This is a genomic window from Flavobacterium sp. GNP010 (genome assembly GCF_056428945.1).
Genome location: NZ_JBWJVK010000010.1, coordinates 25,756 through 40,562, shown reverse-complemented (window position 1 = coordinate 40,562; position 14,807 = coordinate 25,756). Strand labels below are relative to the sequence as shown.

The 14,807-nt window shown below is 32.9% G+C and carries 13 protein-coding genes; 11 read left to right on the top strand and 2 right to left on the bottom strand.

Features of this window, described 5'->3' with window-relative positions; all coding sequences use genetic code 11:
• Nucleotides 1–128 precede the first annotated feature (128 nt).
• The 4 genes from nadC (at nt 129) to priA (ending at nt 5,006) form a co-directional block, all read left to right on the top strand.
• Nucleotides 129–986: a carboxylating nicotinate-nucleotide diphosphorylase gene (nadC, locus tag AC061C_RS06030; RefSeq protein WP_478290414.1), complete on the top strand. Its 858-nt coding sequence runs from the start codon at nt 129–131 to the stop codon at nt 984–986.
• Entirely contained in the window at nt 983–1,891 is a 909-nt protein-coding gene (locus AC061C_RS06025) for a YihY/virulence factor BrkB family protein (RefSeq protein ID WP_478290413.1), read from the top strand. Before nadC ends, AC061C_RS06025 begins: the two co-directional genes overlap by 4 nt.
• 135 nt (nt 1,892–2,026) lie before the next feature.
• Nucleotides 2,027–2,455, top strand: a complete 429-nt coding sequence (locus AC061C_RS06020) for a DUF2147 domain-containing protein (RefSeq protein WP_309757181.1) — start codon at nt 2,027–2,029, stop codon at nt 2,453–2,455.
• A 70-nt stretch (nt 2,456–2,525) separates the two neighbouring features.
• On the top strand, nt 2,526–5,006 hold the full coding sequence (priA, locus tag AC061C_RS06015) for a replication restart helicase PriA (protein WP_478290412.1): 2,481 nt from the start codon (nt 2,526–2,528) through the stop codon (nt 5,004–5,006).
• A 10-nt stretch (nt 5,007–5,016) separates the two neighbouring features.
• Here priA and AC061C_RS06010 read toward each other — a convergent pair whose 3' ends face one another.
• On the bottom strand, nt 5,017–5,712 hold the full coding sequence (locus AC061C_RS06010) for a LytR/AlgR family response regulator transcription factor (RefSeq protein WP_309757176.1): 696 nt from the start codon (nt 5,710–5,712) through the stop codon (nt 5,017–5,019).
• A 163-nt stretch (nt 5,713–5,875) separates the two neighbouring features.
• On the opposite strand from AC061C_RS06010, the gene rpsF reads away from it, so the two are divergent.
• The 7 genes from rpsF (at nt 5,876) to AC061C_RS05975 (ending at nt 13,790) form a co-directional block, all read left to right on the top strand.
• Nucleotides 5,876–6,217 carry a 30S ribosomal protein S6 gene (rpsF, locus tag AC061C_RS06005; RefSeq protein WP_035671622.1) on the top strand — a complete coding sequence of 114 codons (342 nt, stop codon included), beginning with the start codon at nt 5,876–5,878 and terminating at the stop codon, nt 6,215–6,217.
• Between the two features lie 5 nt (nt 6,218–6,222).
• Nucleotides 6,223–6,519 carry a 30S ribosomal protein S18 gene (gene rpsR, locus AC061C_RS06000; RefSeq protein WP_066077030.1) on the top strand — a complete coding sequence of 99 codons (297 nt, stop codon included), beginning with the start codon at nt 6,223–6,225 and terminating at the stop codon, nt 6,517–6,519.
• Nucleotides 6,520–6,678: 159 nt separating this feature from the next.
• Nucleotides 6,679–7,119 (top strand): 50S ribosomal protein L9, encoded by a 441-nt coding sequence (gene rplI, locus AC061C_RS05995; RefSeq protein WP_309757156.1) that lies wholly within the window; start codon nt 6,679–6,681, stop codon nt 7,117–7,119.
• Between the two features lie 102 nt (nt 7,120–7,221).
• Nucleotides 7,222–10,398 (top strand): TonB-dependent receptor, encoded by a 3,177-nt coding sequence (locus tag AC061C_RS05990; RefSeq protein ID WP_478290411.1) that lies wholly within the window; start codon nt 7,222–7,224, stop codon nt 10,396–10,398.
• Nucleotides 10,399–10,524: 126 nt separating this feature from the next.
• Entirely contained in the window at nt 10,525–10,998 is a 474-nt protein-coding gene (locus AC061C_RS05985; protein ID WP_417984653.1) for a DUF6495 family protein, read from the top strand.
• 74 nt (nt 10,999–11,072) lie between these two features.
• The gene (gene ligA, locus AC061C_RS05980) at nt 11,073–13,070 is read left to right on the top strand and encodes an NAD-dependent DNA ligase LigA (protein ID WP_478290410.1); all 1,998 of its coding nucleotides are present in this window, start codon (nt 11,073–11,075) and stop codon (nt 13,068–13,070) included.
• A gap of 6 nt (nt 13,071–13,076) precedes the next feature.
• Nucleotides 13,077–13,790: a hypothetical protein gene (locus tag AC061C_RS05975; protein WP_478290409.1), complete on the top strand. Its 714-nt coding sequence runs from the start codon at nt 13,077–13,079 to the stop codon at nt 13,788–13,790.
• 45 nt (nt 13,791–13,835) lie between these two features.
• Here the strand turns inward: AC061C_RS05975 and AC061C_RS05970 are convergent, their stop codons facing one another.
• Nucleotides 13,836–14,747, bottom strand: coding sequence for a bifunctional metallophosphatase/5'-nucleotidase (locus tag AC061C_RS05970; protein ID WP_417977135.1), 912 nt, complete (start codon nt 14,745–14,747; stop codon nt 13,836–13,838).
• Between the last annotated feature and the right edge of the window lie 60 nt (nt 14,748–14,807).

The window sequence follows — 14,807 nt, the reverse complement described above, 5'->3', positions numbered from 1 at the left end:
CATTACTTGTAAAAATGATTCTTTGTTGTAAGTCATTGAATTCCCCCTTTTTTTAAAATAACCAAGCATTCCTGTTTTCAAATCCACAAAATATATCATACTTTAGCATTCTATAAATTTCTTATAAAATGATTAGCGATATACAGTTCAAAAATGAGTTAAATCTAGTAATACAAAATGCCATTCGGGAAGATGTAGGTCCTGGTGATTTTAGTTCTTTGGCTTGCATCCCATCGACAGCAAAGGGGAAAGCGAAGTTATTGGTTAAGGAAAATGGTATTATTGCAGGTGTAGCTTTTGCCAAAATGATCTTTGAATTCGTTGACCCTACTTTGCAAATAGAAATTTTTATTGAGGACGGGAGTTTGGTGCAAAAAGGAGATGTCGTTTTTCATGTTTCTGGAAGTTCCCAATCTATCTTGAAAGCAGAACGGGTAGTTCTTAATTCCATGCAAAGAATGTCTGCAATAGCTACCAAAACGCAAGAATATGTTCAATTGTTAGAAGGAACTAAAGCTAAAATTCTTGATACACGCAAAACCACACCGGGATTTAGAGCTTGTGAAAAATGGGCAGTAAAAATTGGTGGTGGTGAAAATCATCGTTTTGCTTTGTATGACATGATTATGCTAAAAGACAATCACAATGATTTTGCTGGAGGTATAACGTTGGCCATTACCAAAACTAAAGCTTTTCTAAAAGCAAATAACCTCGATTTAAAAATTATAGTCGAAGCAAGAAATCTCGATGAAATAGCCGAAATATTAGAAAACGAAGGTGTTTTTAGAATTTTAATTGATAATTTTAATTTTGAAGATACTAAAAAAGCAGTAGCTTTGATAGGCGATAAGTGCCTGACTGAATCTTCTGGAAATATTAATGAAAATACCATTCGTCATTATGCAGAATGTGGTGTAGATTATATTTCTTCAGGAGCTTTAACACACTCTGTCTATAACATGGATTTGAGTTTAAAAGCGATATGAGTACAGAAATAGAGATTAAATTGCAAAGAATTCCAATAATTCGGAATTTAGTAAATGTGCTAAAAAAAGTTGAGCTTCCATGGTTGCAAGGTTTGTCATTGTATGATTTGCTGGAACTGTACGGACTTGGAATTGTAGAAAGCGCTTTAACGTATCATGCTAGTGCTATTGCATTTAGTTTTTTTATGGCCTTATTTCCCTTTGCATTATTCATTTTAAATCTCATTCCATTTATACCTATTGAAGGTTTTCAGGAAGATTTTTTGTTGTTTGTAAAAGATGGCGTTCCGCCCAATACATACGATGCAATTTATAAAATCATTAGTGATATTCTAAACAATAGTGATTCTGGTTTGTTATCTTCTGGGTTTATATTGTCTATATTTTTGATGGCAAATGGATTAAACGGAATTTTAGGTGGTTTTGAAACCTCTAGGCACGTTCTAATTAAAAGAGGTTTTATTCGGCAGTATATAGTAGCATTAGGAATGTCCTTATTATTGTCACTTTTACTAATAGTTACAGTATCGATAATTGTTGTTTTTGAAGTACTTATACAAAAAACAGTGTTTAGTGATCAAGTACAACTTATCGTTTTAGGACGTTATGCATTTGTTATTTTGATGATTTTAATAACTACATCTGTATTGTTCAAGTTTGGCACAAAACACGATAAAAACAGAGCATTTATATCAATAGGTTCGGTCTTTACAACTATATTGATACTTTTAGATTCGTATGCTTTTGGGATATGGGTTATAAAATTTTCAAAATACAATGAATTATATGGTTCGATAGGTACATTATTGATTTTGATGTTTTACATTTGGATCAATTGTATGATTTTACTTTTGGGTTTTGAATTGAATGCAACAATAAATAAGTTAAAGGTTAAAAATAAATAAATTATTAAAATTAAAAAAGGCTTCATAATAAGATGCTATTTACTGATCCCGACATAAGAATACTTTTAAATCTGATCTACCTTTAGAGTAACAGAGAAAAATATTTTTACTAGAATCAGGGCTAAAAATTAAAAAATGAAAAACACTATTACAATTCTCGCTTTATTTATTTCAATGGCTTTTTATGCGCAAAGCCACAGTGTTATTGGTAAATGGAAGACCATTGATGATGAAACGGGCAAAGCAAAATCAGTTGTGGAAATTTACGAGCGTTCTGGTAAAATCTATGGCAAAATTGTCGATATAGTAGATGCCGAAAAGAGAAAAAGTTTATGTACTGCATGCTCTGGCGAGGAAAAAAACAAACCAGTAATGGGACTCGTTATTATCAAAGGACTCAAAAAAGACGGTAAAGAGTACAACGATGGAAAAATTTTAGATCCAACAACAGGAAAACTATACAAATGTTTTCTAGCGCTTGAAGGACATGACAAATTAAAAGTCCGCGGTTATATTGGCGTGTCATTATTTGGTAGAACACAAATCTGGAATAGAGTAAAATAATTATAAGTATTGAGGTATTGATGCAAAGCATTATAACTACTAGAAATTTATAACCAATACTAAAGTACAAATGCATTTCGTTGATGTAATTTTACCACTTTCACTAGCTAAAACCTTTACTTATAGCGTCTCTGAAGCAGAATTTCATTTTATAAAAATTGGAATGCGGCTAGCAGTTCCTTTTGGTAAAAGTAAAATCTATACGGCATTAGTAATTGATATACATCAAAACAAACCCGCTTTGTACGATGCCAAGGAAATTCATCAAATTTTAGAGGAACAACCAATCGTTACTGAAATTCAAATTGCACATTGGAAATGGATTGCTTCCTATTATATGTGTTCCATTGGCGATGTGTATCGAGGAGCTATGCCGAGTGCGCTTTTGCTAGAAAGTGAAACGGTAATTTCTCAAAAAACGAATACTATTGCAGATACTAGTCTGCTTTCTGATGATGAATTTTTAGTTTACGAAGCTTTGCAACAGCAAAGTGCTCTAAAAATTCTGGATATTATTTCTATTTTGAACAAGAAGAATATCTTTCCTGTCATTCAAAAATTAATCGATAAAAATTTAGTTGTTTTACAAGAAGAAATTCAAGAAACGTACAAACCGAAAGTAGTACGTTATATTCGTTTGCATTCTAAATATGAATCAAATGCAGGATTAGGTGATTTGTTAGAGTTACTCAAAAATGCCAATAAACAAAAAGAAATTGTACTACACTATTTTCAATTAACTGCTATTGAAAAGACCCGAGGGGAAGCCGAACGTAGCGGAGCTAAACCAATCTCGGTAAAAAAACTTCTTGAAACGTCTAATTCTTCTGCAGCCATTATTAAAGCATTAATTGAAAAAGAGATATTCGAAGATTATTTTATTCAAGAAGATCGCGTGCATTTTAACGGAAAAATTCGGGAAGATCAATTGCTACTCAGCACGGCTCAACAAATAGCGTTTGAAGGGATTAAAGCAAGTTTTATTCAAAAAGATGTTTCTTTATTGCATGGCGTTACTTCGAGCGGAAAAACAGAAATTTATATTAAGTTAATCCAAGAATATTTACAAACTGGAAAACAAATCTTGTATTTGTTACCTGAAATTGCTTTAACGACACAGTTAGTTGGTCGTTTGCGAACTTATTTTGGAAATAAAGTAGCCGTTTTTCATTCTAAATACAGCAACAACGAACGGGTTGAAGTTTGGAACCAAGTTCTGATCAATTCTGAGAAAGCTCAAGTGGTAATTGGAGCAAGGTCGTCATTATTTTTGCCTTTTTACAACCTCGGATTCATAATTGTTGATGAGGAACACGAACAAACTTTTAAACAAGTCGATCCCGCACCGCGGTATCATGCAAGGGACGCTGCTATTGTTTTGGCGCAATCGCATCAAGCAAAAGTACTTTTGGGTTCGGCTACGCCAAGTATTGAAACCTATTTTAATGCCAAATCAGATAAATTTGGTCTAATAGAAATAACGGAACGTTTTGGAAACGTATTGATGCCTACAATTGAATTGGTAGATTTAAAAGACAAGTACTTTCGTAAAAAAATGATAGGACATTTTAGTGATGTTTTAATTGAAGCAATAAATACTGCATTATCATTAGGAGAGCAAGTGATTTTATTTCAAAACCGAAGGGGTTATTCACCTATTATTGAATGCATTACTTGTGGTCACGTGCCGCAATGCCAGCAATGCGATGTAAGTTTAACGTATCATAAACATAAAAATCAATTGCGTTGTCATTATTGTGGATTTACCATGGCTAAACCTACGCATTGCCAAGCTTGTTCTAGTGTTGATTTGACTACAAAAGGTTTTGGAACGGAGCAAATAGAGCAGGAGCTGGTCACTATTTTCCCAAACGCAAAAATTGGGAGGATGGATCAGGATACAACTCGAGGTAAATTTGGTTTCGAAAAAATTATCGACAGTTTTAAGAATAGGGAAATGGATGTTTTAGTAGGCACCCAAATGCTCGCTAAGGGTCTGGATTTTGATAATGTTAGTTTGGTTGGGATTATGAATGCCGATAATATGTTGTACAATCCAGATTTTAGGGCATTTGAAAGAAGTTTTCAAATGATGACACAAGTTGCAGGTAGAGCAGGACGCGCCGCTAAGCAGGGGAAAGTAGTGATTCAAACCTATAATCCCGCCCATAATACCATTCAGCAAGTGACCAATACGGATTATGTAGGGATGTATAAGGAGCAGCTGTATGACCGCCAGATTTATAAATATCCTCCGTATTTTAGGATTATAAAGCTCACCTTGAAACAACGTGATTTTGATAAATTAAAAGAAGGTTCGATGTGGTTGTATCAAGTATTAAGTCAAAATTTAAATATGCCCGTGTTAGGACCTGAAGAACCAGCAATTAGCCGAATTAGGAATGAATACATACGAACAATCATTATTAAAATACCACAAAATATATCGATAGTAACCACAAAAAAAACTATCCAAAAAATATTGAATAGTTTTGAGGCTGTAGCTCAATACAGAGCTATAAAGGTTGCGTTAAATGTAGATTTTTATTAAAACTGATTGCTTATGAAACGGCAAGTGCTTTTACTAAATCTTCTTTTTTATGGCGACTTAATGGAATTTTAGTTACTCCAATTTCAGCAAACTTACTATTAAATCGTTCTACTTTATCAATATTAATGATGTATGATTTATGAACACGAACAAATTTTTCCTTAGGTAAATCGCTTTCAAAAGCTTTCATGGTAGAAAGTACTAGATTGCTATCTTCTTCGGTAACAACTCTAACGTAATCACCAAAGGCTTCAATCCATTTTATTTTAGAAGTGAATATTTTTAACTTTTTTAGATTACTTTTTATAAAAATATGTTCGCCTTCTTCTTCTTTATTTTCTTTCTTTAACAAATGCAAATCGATAGCTCTTTTCACCGATGCGTTGAACCGATCGATTGCAATAGGTTTTTGCAAGTAATCCGTGGCATCATAATCAAAAGCTTTCATCGCATACTCTGCTTTTGAAGTAATGAAAACAATTTGTGGTTTAACTTTGAGTCCATCTAAGAAATCAAAACCGCTAATAACAGGCATCTCTATATCTAAGAAAATAAGATCTACATTATGAATAGACATACAACTCCTGGCTTCAATTGCATTTGAAAAATCACCAATTAAATTCAGATTTTGATGATTATTTACTAACTTCGCGATAATCATTCTTTGTATAGAACTATCATCTACTACAACACAGTTTAGTTTCATAAATTTGATTTTTAGCTTTGACTGAGTAAATATATTACTTTTTCGGATATCTACCATCAATTAAGCGGATTTTTTTACCTTACATCGAATAAAATCAAATCAAACTTGTTTTCTAAGTTTTATTGATTACTTTTGCACCCAAATAACAAATAAATATATATTTATGAATCATTATGAAACTGTTTTCATTTTAAATCCCGTTTTATCTGAAGTTCAGGTAAAGGAAACAGTAAGCAAATTTGAAGATTTTCTTACTAGTAGAGGAGCAGAAATGGTGTCGAAAGAAGACTGGGGCCTAAAGAAAATGGCTTACGAAATTCAAAACAAAAAATCTGGTTTTTACCACCTTTTCGAATTCAAAGTAGCTGGAGAAGTTCTGATTGCTTTTGAAACTGAATTTAGACGTGACGAAAGAGTTATGCGTTTCTTGACTGTAAGTCTTGACAAACACGCTATTTCTTGGGCTGAAAGAAGAAGAACTAAATTAAAATCTACAAAAGCTTAATTATCATGGCAACATTACAACAATCGGCTTCAGGAAAAAAAGACGGAGATATCAGATATCTTACGCCTTTGAACATAGAAACAAACAAACAAAAGAAATATTGTCGTTTCAAAAAATCAGGAATCAAATATATTGATTATAAAGATGCTGATTTCTTATTGAAATTTGTTAATGAGCAAGGAAAAATTCTTCCTCGTCGTTTAACAGGTACTTCATTAAAATACCAAAGAAAAGTTTCAGTTGCTGTGAAAAGAGCACGTCACTTAGCTTTAATGCCATATGTGGCGGATTTACTTAAATAATTATTAAAATCAGTTGTTGGTTTTCTGAAACATGAAATCGCTTTCAAAAAAAGAGTTTGTTGTAAAACAAACAAAATTTAAAAAGCGATAACATATGTTACCTATAAAAAGTAACATTTAAACATATGAAACCTAACTTCTATAACAAAGGACAACAACATGGAACTTATTTTAAGACAAGACGTTCAAAATTTAGGATTTAAAGATGATATCGTTTCTGTGAAAAATGGATACGGTCGTAATTTTTTAATCCCACAAGGATTTGCTCATTTAGCTACTTCATCTGCAAAGAAAGTATTAGCTGAAAACCTAAAACAAAGAGCGCATAAAGAAGCTAAAGTAGTTGCTGATGCAAAATCATTAGCAGAAGCTTTAAAAGCTATCGAAATTAAAATCTTTGCAAAAGCAGGTGGTGAAAAATTATTTGGTTCAATTACCAATATAGACATCGCAGAAGCTCTAGCTAAAGGTGGTCAAAGCATTGATAGAAAATTCATAACTAGCGGAATCGTTAAGCGTACTGGTAAATATACTGCTAGTGTTCGTTTGCACAGAGATGTTATCGTTGAATTAGATTACGAAATTGTTGCAGAAAAATAAAAAAACATTAACTTTCTGTTAATAAAATATTAAAATCACTCTTCGGAGTGATTTTTTTTTGCCTAATTTTGCGCCACAAATAACACACAAACAAACAAACAAATGAAAAAAATTATCACACTACTGCTGATTTTTTGTAGTTCTGTTACCATATTGGGGCAAACGACAACATCAAGTATTAAAGGAATTGTAAAAAGTACGGCGGGTGAAACACTTCCAGCTGCTTCTATTTTAGCTATTCATACTCCTACAGGGTCAAAGTACTCGGGAGTTTCAAATGTAGATGGTAGATACAATATGCTAAATATGCGTATTGGCGGGCCCTACAAAATTACCATTTCCTTTGTAGGTTATGAATCTCAAGTATACAATGAAGTATATTTAGAGTTAGGTAAACCATTAATTTTGGATGCGCAACTAAATGATGTGAGTCAGCAACTTACTGAAGTAAAAGTTACAGGTTCTAAGAATAAAGTATTTGGTAATGGAAGAACGGGTGCCGAAACTACTATTGGAAGGAAAGAATTAACTTCGTTGCCAACAATATCAAGGTCAGCGGATGATTTTACACGTTTAGAGCCATCTGCAAGTGGAGGTTCTTTTGGTGGTCGTAATGATCAATACAACAGTTACTCTTTAAACGGAGCTGTTTTTAACAATCCATTCGGATTAGATGCTGCTACTCCGGGAGGACAAACTGGTTCGCAACCTATTTCATTGGATGCAATAGAGCAAATTCAGGTGGCTACAGCGCCTTATGATGTCACTTTATCTGGTTTTACTGGTGCATCTGTAAATGCTGTTACTAAATCAGGAACAAATGAATTTCATGGAACTGCTTATGCTTTCTTTAGAAATCAAGATCTAACAGGAAGTAAAATAAAAGGACAAGAGATTTTTGTACCTTCTTTAGAACAAACGCAAGCTGGTTTTAGCTTTGGAGGTCCGATTGTAAAAGACAAGTTGTTTTTCTTTGCCAATTATGAAATCGATAAGCGTAGTGACTTAGGATCAAATTTTGTTGCTAATAATGGTGATGGTGTAACAGGTGTAAATGAATCAAGAGTTTTAGAATCTGATTTGGTTGCAGTATCTGCTGCTTTAAGTAGATTGGGATACAATACAGGAGCTTACCAAGGTTTTAAACATAATACCAATTCTAATAAAGGGATTATAAAATTAGATTGGAACATTAATGACAACAATAAGCTTGCTGTCATTTATAACTTTTTGAATGCTGCAAAAGACAAACCAGCTCATCCATCTGCTTTAGGATTTAGAGGTCCAGATGCAAACACACTTCAATTCGAAAAATCAGGATATCAAATTAACAACGAATTAAGATCTGTGTTAGTGGAGCTAAACTCAAAAATAAGTGAAACTGTTTCTAATAAATTACAAGCTGGTTATACCCATTTTAATGATTTTAGAAATCCTTTTTCTGAACCAGCTCCGGTAATAAATATTCAAAGTAATGGTTCAAATTATATCATTGCTGGTCACGAACCTTTTTCAATAAACAATACATTAGATCAAAAAGTATTTCAAATCACGAATAATTTAAGTTATAATGTAGGGAAACATGCTTTTACTTTTGGTGCTTCTTTTGAGAAATATCAATTTGAAAATTCATTTAACTTAGCAGGTTACGACAATTTTGGGAATCCAAATGGGTACGCTGGAACCTTTTTCTCTCCATACTTTAGTGTTCAAGACTTTTTGAATGATGCTGCTAAACCATTTGCAACAAGTATTATTGCTCAAAATTTATTATATGCACAAACTACTGCTGCAGATAAAAATAACTTTAAAGTAGGTGCAGATAATGGATGGAAATTAGCAGAACTTAATGTAGGTCAAGCTGCATTATATGCTCAGGATGATTGGAATATCACCGATAATTTCAAACTTTCTTTAGGATTAAGAGTTGACAAACCGTTGTATTTTGATACTTCTGATTTGATTCAAAAATACATTGACACTCAAAACGGAGCTACAAGAAATAACAGTGTCTTGTATTACAATCCTAAAACGAAGGCTAATGAAACATTAATTTCAACTACATTACCAACAGATCAATTACTTTGGTCACCAAGAATGGGTTTCAACTGGGATGTTAATGGAGAAAAAACTACTCAAATACGTGGTGGATCTGGTGTATTTACTGGAAAACTTCCATTTGTATGGTTAGGAAATCAAGTGAGTGGTGCTGATGATGGTTTCTTTCAAATCATGGATAAAAACTTTAAGTGGCCTCAAGTGTGGAGATCAAGTTTAGGTTTAGATCACCGTTTTGAAAACAATTATATTGCAACTTTTGATATGTCGTACAACAAAGATATAAATGGTGTTCATGTGCAAAACTGGGGTTTAAGTACTCCATCTGGAATTCTTGCGGGTGTTGATAAAAGAGTAATTTACAATGCTACAGATAAAGGCGCTAATAACGCGTATGTAATGACTAATTCTAATAAAGGATATGTTTTAAACACATCATTTAAGTTACAAAGAACTTTTGATAACGGTTTATTTGCGAGTTTAGCTTATAATTATTTAATAGCTAAAGATGTGAATTCTATCGAAGCAGAAATTACGGGTGACGCTTTTGCATTTAATCCAGCTTTGGGAAATGTAAATGATGCCGTTTTGTCTAATTCAAAATACGGAGATACGCACCGTTTTATTGGTGTAGCATCTAAGAAATGGAAATACGGTACAAATGACAAATGGGCTACTACTGTTTCTACACTTTTTGAATATGCACAAGGTGGTCGTTTTAATTATATCTATGGAGGTGATATTAATAATGACGGATCTGTTAATAATGATTTAATTTATGTACCCACGACGGCTGAAATTGGAGCTATGACATTTAGTGGGCCAGGACAAGGAGCAGCGTTTGATGCTTTTATCAATCATGATAAATATTTAAGTGAAAGAAGAGGCCAATACGCTGAGCGTTATGGAGCTTTAGCGCCTTGGAGAGGAAAATGGGATATGAAATTAATCCAAGATTATAATTTTAAACCTTCTTCAAGTTCAGATAAAACAAATACAATTCAGTTTAGTGTTGATATATTAAATGTTGGAAATTTATTAAATTCTGATTGGGGATTAGTACAAGTTCCTACTAGTATACAACCAATAGGAGTTTCTGTTGATCAAAACACAAAAGAGCCTACTTACACTTTTAATGGAACTCAAACTAAAACATTCAATTACGACGCTAGTTTATTGTCCAGATGGCAAGCGCAATTTGGAATTAGATATATTTTCTAATTTTTATAAATAGTTCTCTAAAGCCTTCTTGAAAAAGAAGGCTTTTTTGTTTTTAAAATTATAAATTTGCACTCATTTTTATATTCAATAAAGACCATAATAGGAAATACAGCAAAATTATAATTCATGAAATATTCAAGATTAACAAAAGAACAATTTGAAGAATTAACACAAGAATTTACAAATTTTCTAGCTACTCAAGCAATAGATAAAGCAGAGTGGGACAAGATTAAAGCAGAAAAGCCAGAAGTTGCCGAGCAAGAGTTAGATGTATTTTCCGATTTGATCTGGGAAGGTGTACTGTCAAAAGCAACGTATTTAGAACATTTTTCTAAAAACCATATTTTCTTATTTCATTGTTTTGATACGTATGTGCAGTCCATTGTTTTGAAATCATTAGTTACCGATGTTGATTTTTTAACTAAAGATGGTTTACAATGGCTTAGCGATAATATGTTTACCGAAACTATCGAAATGAAAATAGGAAAAAAAGAGTTTACTGAGGAACGCAATAGTTCTATTTTTGAATTGATTCAGCAAGGCTCATTCCTAAGTGACGGTCAGTTATACCAACAAATAAATACGATTATCACCTCATAATTGTATTGCTATTTATTTTTAATTGGTTATTTTAGTACACTTTTTCAAAACTAAAATAGCCAATTTTTATTTCTATGGATATTCAAAATTCAATTCAAAAATTAAGGGAAGAATTAAACCAACATAACTACAATTATTATGTGTTGGACACACCATTAATTTCAGATTATGATTTTGATATAAAATTAAAAGAACTTCAGGATTTAGAAAATAAATATCCAGAATATTTTGATGCCAATTCACCATCACAGCGAGTGGGTGGTGCTATTACAAAAAATTTTCAAACAGTAGCTCACGATCATCGCATGTATTCCCTAGATAATTCCTATTCGAAGGAAGATTTAATAGATTGGGAAAATCGCATTCAAAAAGTTTTAGGAGCAGTTCCTCTCGAATATACGTGTGAGTTAAAATATGATGGTGCATCGATAAGTATTACTTATGAAAATGGACAATTGAAACGTGCCGTGACTCGAGGCGATGGTTTTCAAGGGGATGATGTAACCAACAATATCAAAACTATAAAATCGATTCCGTTGCAATTGAAAGGCAATTTTCCGCCTATATTTGATGTTCGTGGTGAAATTATTTTACCATTTGCTGCTTTCGAAAAAATGAATCAAGATTTGATAGAAATTGGTGAAACACCGTATTCTAATCCCAGGAATACAGCTTCTGGGAGTTTAAAATTGCAAGATAGTGCCGAGGTGGCCAAAAGATCCTTAGATTGTCTCCTGTATTTTTTAATTGGAAATAACCTTCCTTTTCAATCGCAGTTTGATGGATTGCAAACTGCCAGAAATTGGGGTTTCAAAGTTCCAAAGGAAACTAAACTAGCTCAAAATTTATCAGAGGTTTTCGAATTTATAGCATTTTGGGATGTTCATAGGCACAATCTGCCATATGAAACAGATGGAGTTGTGATAAAAGTAAATTCTTTTCACCATCAAGAGGAATTAGGGTATACTGCAAAATCACCGCGTTGGGCTATTGCCTATAAATTCAAATCAGAACAAGTTGCTACTCGGTTGAATTCAATTTCCTATCAAGTTGGTCGTACCGGATCTATAACTCCTGTCGCCAATTTAGAACCAGTGCAATTAGCGGGAACAATTGTAAAAAGAGCTTCGTTACACAATGCAGATCAAATTGAAAAATTAGACATTCGAATAGATGATACTGTTTTTGTAGAAAAAGGAGGAGAGATTATTCCTAAGATTATAGCTGTTGATTTAAGCAAACGCCCAGTTGATACAGAGCCAACAAAATACATTACACAATGCCCGGAGTGTCAGACGGAATTAGTGAGAAGTCAAGGCGAGGCAAACCATTATTGTCCCAACTTTTATGGTTGTCCACCGCAGATTATAGGGAGGATCCAGCATTTTATTTCGAGGAAAGCAATGGATATAGAAGGACTTGGAGGCGAAACGGTAGCTTTGCTTTTCAATAACGGATTAGTTCATAATTATGCTGATTTATACGAATTGACAGTAAATCAAATTCTACCTTTGGAGCGAATGGCTCAAAAATCAGCTGAAAATTTGGTAAAAGGAGTAGCAAACTCAGTACACATACCTTTCGAAAGTGTATTGTTTGCATTAGGCATTCGATTCGTAGGAGAAACGGTCGCTAAAAAACTGGCCAAGCATTATAAAAATATTGACGCCTTGAGTCACGCATCGGTATCCGATTTGGTTTTAGTCGATGAAATTGGAGATCGAATTGCGCAAAGTGTAGTTGAATTCTTTGAAAATCAAGAAAATATAGTAATCATTGAGAGGCTCAAGAAATTCGGTATTCAATTTGAAATTATAGAGAAGATAAATCTAAATGCTACTGAAAAACTTTCCGGAAAAATCTTTGTAGTTTCAGGAGTTTTTGAAAAATTTTCTCGTGATGATTTAAAAAAGGCAATTGAAGATAATGGAGGAAAAGTAGGAAGTTCTATTTCTGCTAAAACAGATTATGTAGTTGCAGGTGATAATATGGGTCCAGCCAAATTAGAAAAAGCGAATAAACTAAATGTCTCAATAATTTCAGAAGATGATTTTATGAATTTAATTCAGTGAAAAAACATGAAAATACAAACTCCAAAAAATAGTTTTTTACATGACAAGACCATTGTTTGGTTGTTTTTTGCGGTTGTTATTGTTGAAGTTTTAGCTAATTTATTTTCATTTGAAGCAATTGTTTTTGCATTCAAACCATTGGTAGCACTGCTGTTAATGTATTTGTATTGGATAAGTTCTAAGGAAAGAAGTTGGCTTTTTTTATGTACTCTGTTTTTTTTGTTGTTGACCAGTATTTTTATTCTTTTTGATTCAGAACTCTTTTTAAATATAGGATTGGTTAGTATTATGGTTCACAGGATATTAATTGTATTTTGTGTCGTTAAATTAAATAAAATAAAAGATTTTGTGCCAGTTATAATCGCGACTGTTCCCTTTATTTTTGTTTTTTCATATTTACTCACCATTTCAGATGAAATTACAAAAGACAGTTTTTTTCCGTTGGTAGCACAAAACATTTTAGTATCTATTCTTGCTGGCCTTGTTTTGTCTAATTATTTTATGAATCTAGACAGTTATACTCCGTGGTTATCCATTTTTGGATTAGTGTCGATAGCCTTGTATTTTATAGTTTTTATTGAAAAATGTTTTTTATCTGATTTTCCGCCAACCTATTTAAGGCCGTTGGGTATGGTTTTGTTTGCCACTAGTTATTATACTTTTTACAAATTTGTGATGGATGCTGAGCAATTAAACGACTTTCAAAAAGCAAGTAGTTAATAGGGCCATTATTAGTAACAAAAAACTGAAATAAATCGATTACTGTTAAACAATAATCGATTTCCCTTCAAAGGCTTTAGCTTTATCGTTGTCTAGATAAAAATCAATTCTTCCAAGGTTAATACCGTAACATCCTACTTGGTTTACTAATACTTCTTTGCCAACTTGATTTTTTACTACAGTTGGTTTATCGAGGAAAGTATGTGTGTGTCCACCAATAATTAAGTCAATATCCTGCGTCATTTCGGCCAACTTCAAGTCACAAAGTTTATTAGGCTCATCTCGATATTTATATCCCAGATGCGACAAACATATCACTAAATCACAATGTTGCTCTTTTTTTAATATACGTATCATATCCTGAGCGGCCTCAATAGGATCATTATAAACGGTTTCCTTGTACATGCCTTTGTCAACTAATCCTGCAAGTTCAATCCCAAGTCCAAAAACACCTACTTTTATACCGTTTTTATTGAAAATTTTATACGGTTTTACCTGTCCATCCATAACTGTATTTTTAAAATCGTAGTTGGCAGATAGAAACTCAAATTTAGCATGCGGTAGTTGTGCGTACAGGCCTTCTACACCATTATCAAAATCGTGATTTCCTATGGTCGATGCATCGTATTGCATCATACTCATCAATTTAAATTCTAATTCTCCACCATAATAATTAAAGTACGGAGTTCCCTGAAAAATATCGCCTGCATCAAGTAGTAATACATTTGGGTTCTCTTTTCTAATGGTTTCAATTAAGGCTGCCCTTCTTGCTACACCGCCCATATTAGCATTTCTTGGATGATCCGCAGGAAATGGATCAATATAACTGTGTACATCATTTGTGTGTAACACGGTCAGGTGTTTCTTCTGTGAAGTTTCAAAACTACTTAATGATAAACCTAAACTAAGTAAAGCTGAACTCGCAGCTGTTTTTTCTATAAATTCTCTTCTTTTCATTTTATATTTTTTTGGAGCTATTTCCCGCTTTTTGGTGCAATATTTTTTATTGTGAAAAAC

Excerpts from the sequence above, each read along its gene's own strand:
- nadC (WP_478290414.1), top strand. The coding sequence starts at position 129 with ATGATTAGCGATATACAGTTCAAAAATGAGTTAAATCTAGTAATACAA.
- AC061C_RS06025 (WP_478290413.1), top strand. The coding sequence starts at position 983 with ATGAGTACAGAAATAGAGATTAAATTGCAAAGAATTCCAATAATTCGG.
- AC061C_RS06020 (WP_309757181.1), top strand. The coding sequence starts at position 2,027 with ATGAAAAACACTATTACAATTCTCGCTTTATTTATTTCAATGGCTTTT.
- priA (WP_478290412.1), top strand. The coding sequence starts at position 2,526 with ATGCATTTCGTTGATGTAATTTTACCACTTTCACTAGCTAAAACCTTT.
- AC061C_RS06010 (WP_309757176.1), bottom strand. The coding sequence starts at position 5,712 with ATGAAACTAAACTGTGTTGTAGTAGATGATAGTTCTATACAAAGAATG.
- rpsF (WP_035671622.1), top strand. The coding sequence starts at position 5,876 with ATGAATCATTATGAAACTGTTTTCATTTTAAATCCCGTTTTATCTGAA.
- rpsR (WP_066077030.1), top strand. The coding sequence starts at position 6,223 with ATGGCAACATTACAACAATCGGCTTCAGGAAAAAAAGACGGAGATATC.
- rplI (WP_309757156.1), top strand. The coding sequence starts at position 6,679 with ATGGAACTTATTTTAAGACAAGACGTTCAAAATTTAGGATTTAAAGAT.
- AC061C_RS05990 (WP_478290411.1), top strand. The coding sequence starts at position 7,222 with ATGAAAAAAATTATCACACTACTGCTGATTTTTTGTAGTTCTGTTACC.
- AC061C_RS05985 (WP_417984653.1), top strand. The coding sequence starts at position 10,525 with ATGAAATATTCAAGATTAACAAAAGAACAATTTGAAGAATTAACACAA.
- ligA (WP_478290410.1), top strand. The coding sequence starts at position 11,073 with ATGGATATTCAAAATTCAATTCAAAAATTAAGGGAAGAATTAAACCAA.
- AC061C_RS05975 (WP_478290409.1), top strand. The coding sequence starts at position 13,077 with ATGAAAATACAAACTCCAAAAAATAGTTTTTTACATGACAAGACCATT.
- AC061C_RS05970 (WP_417977135.1), bottom strand. The coding sequence starts at position 14,747 with ATGAAAAGAAGAGAATTTATAGAAAAAACAGCTGCGAGTTCAGCTTTA.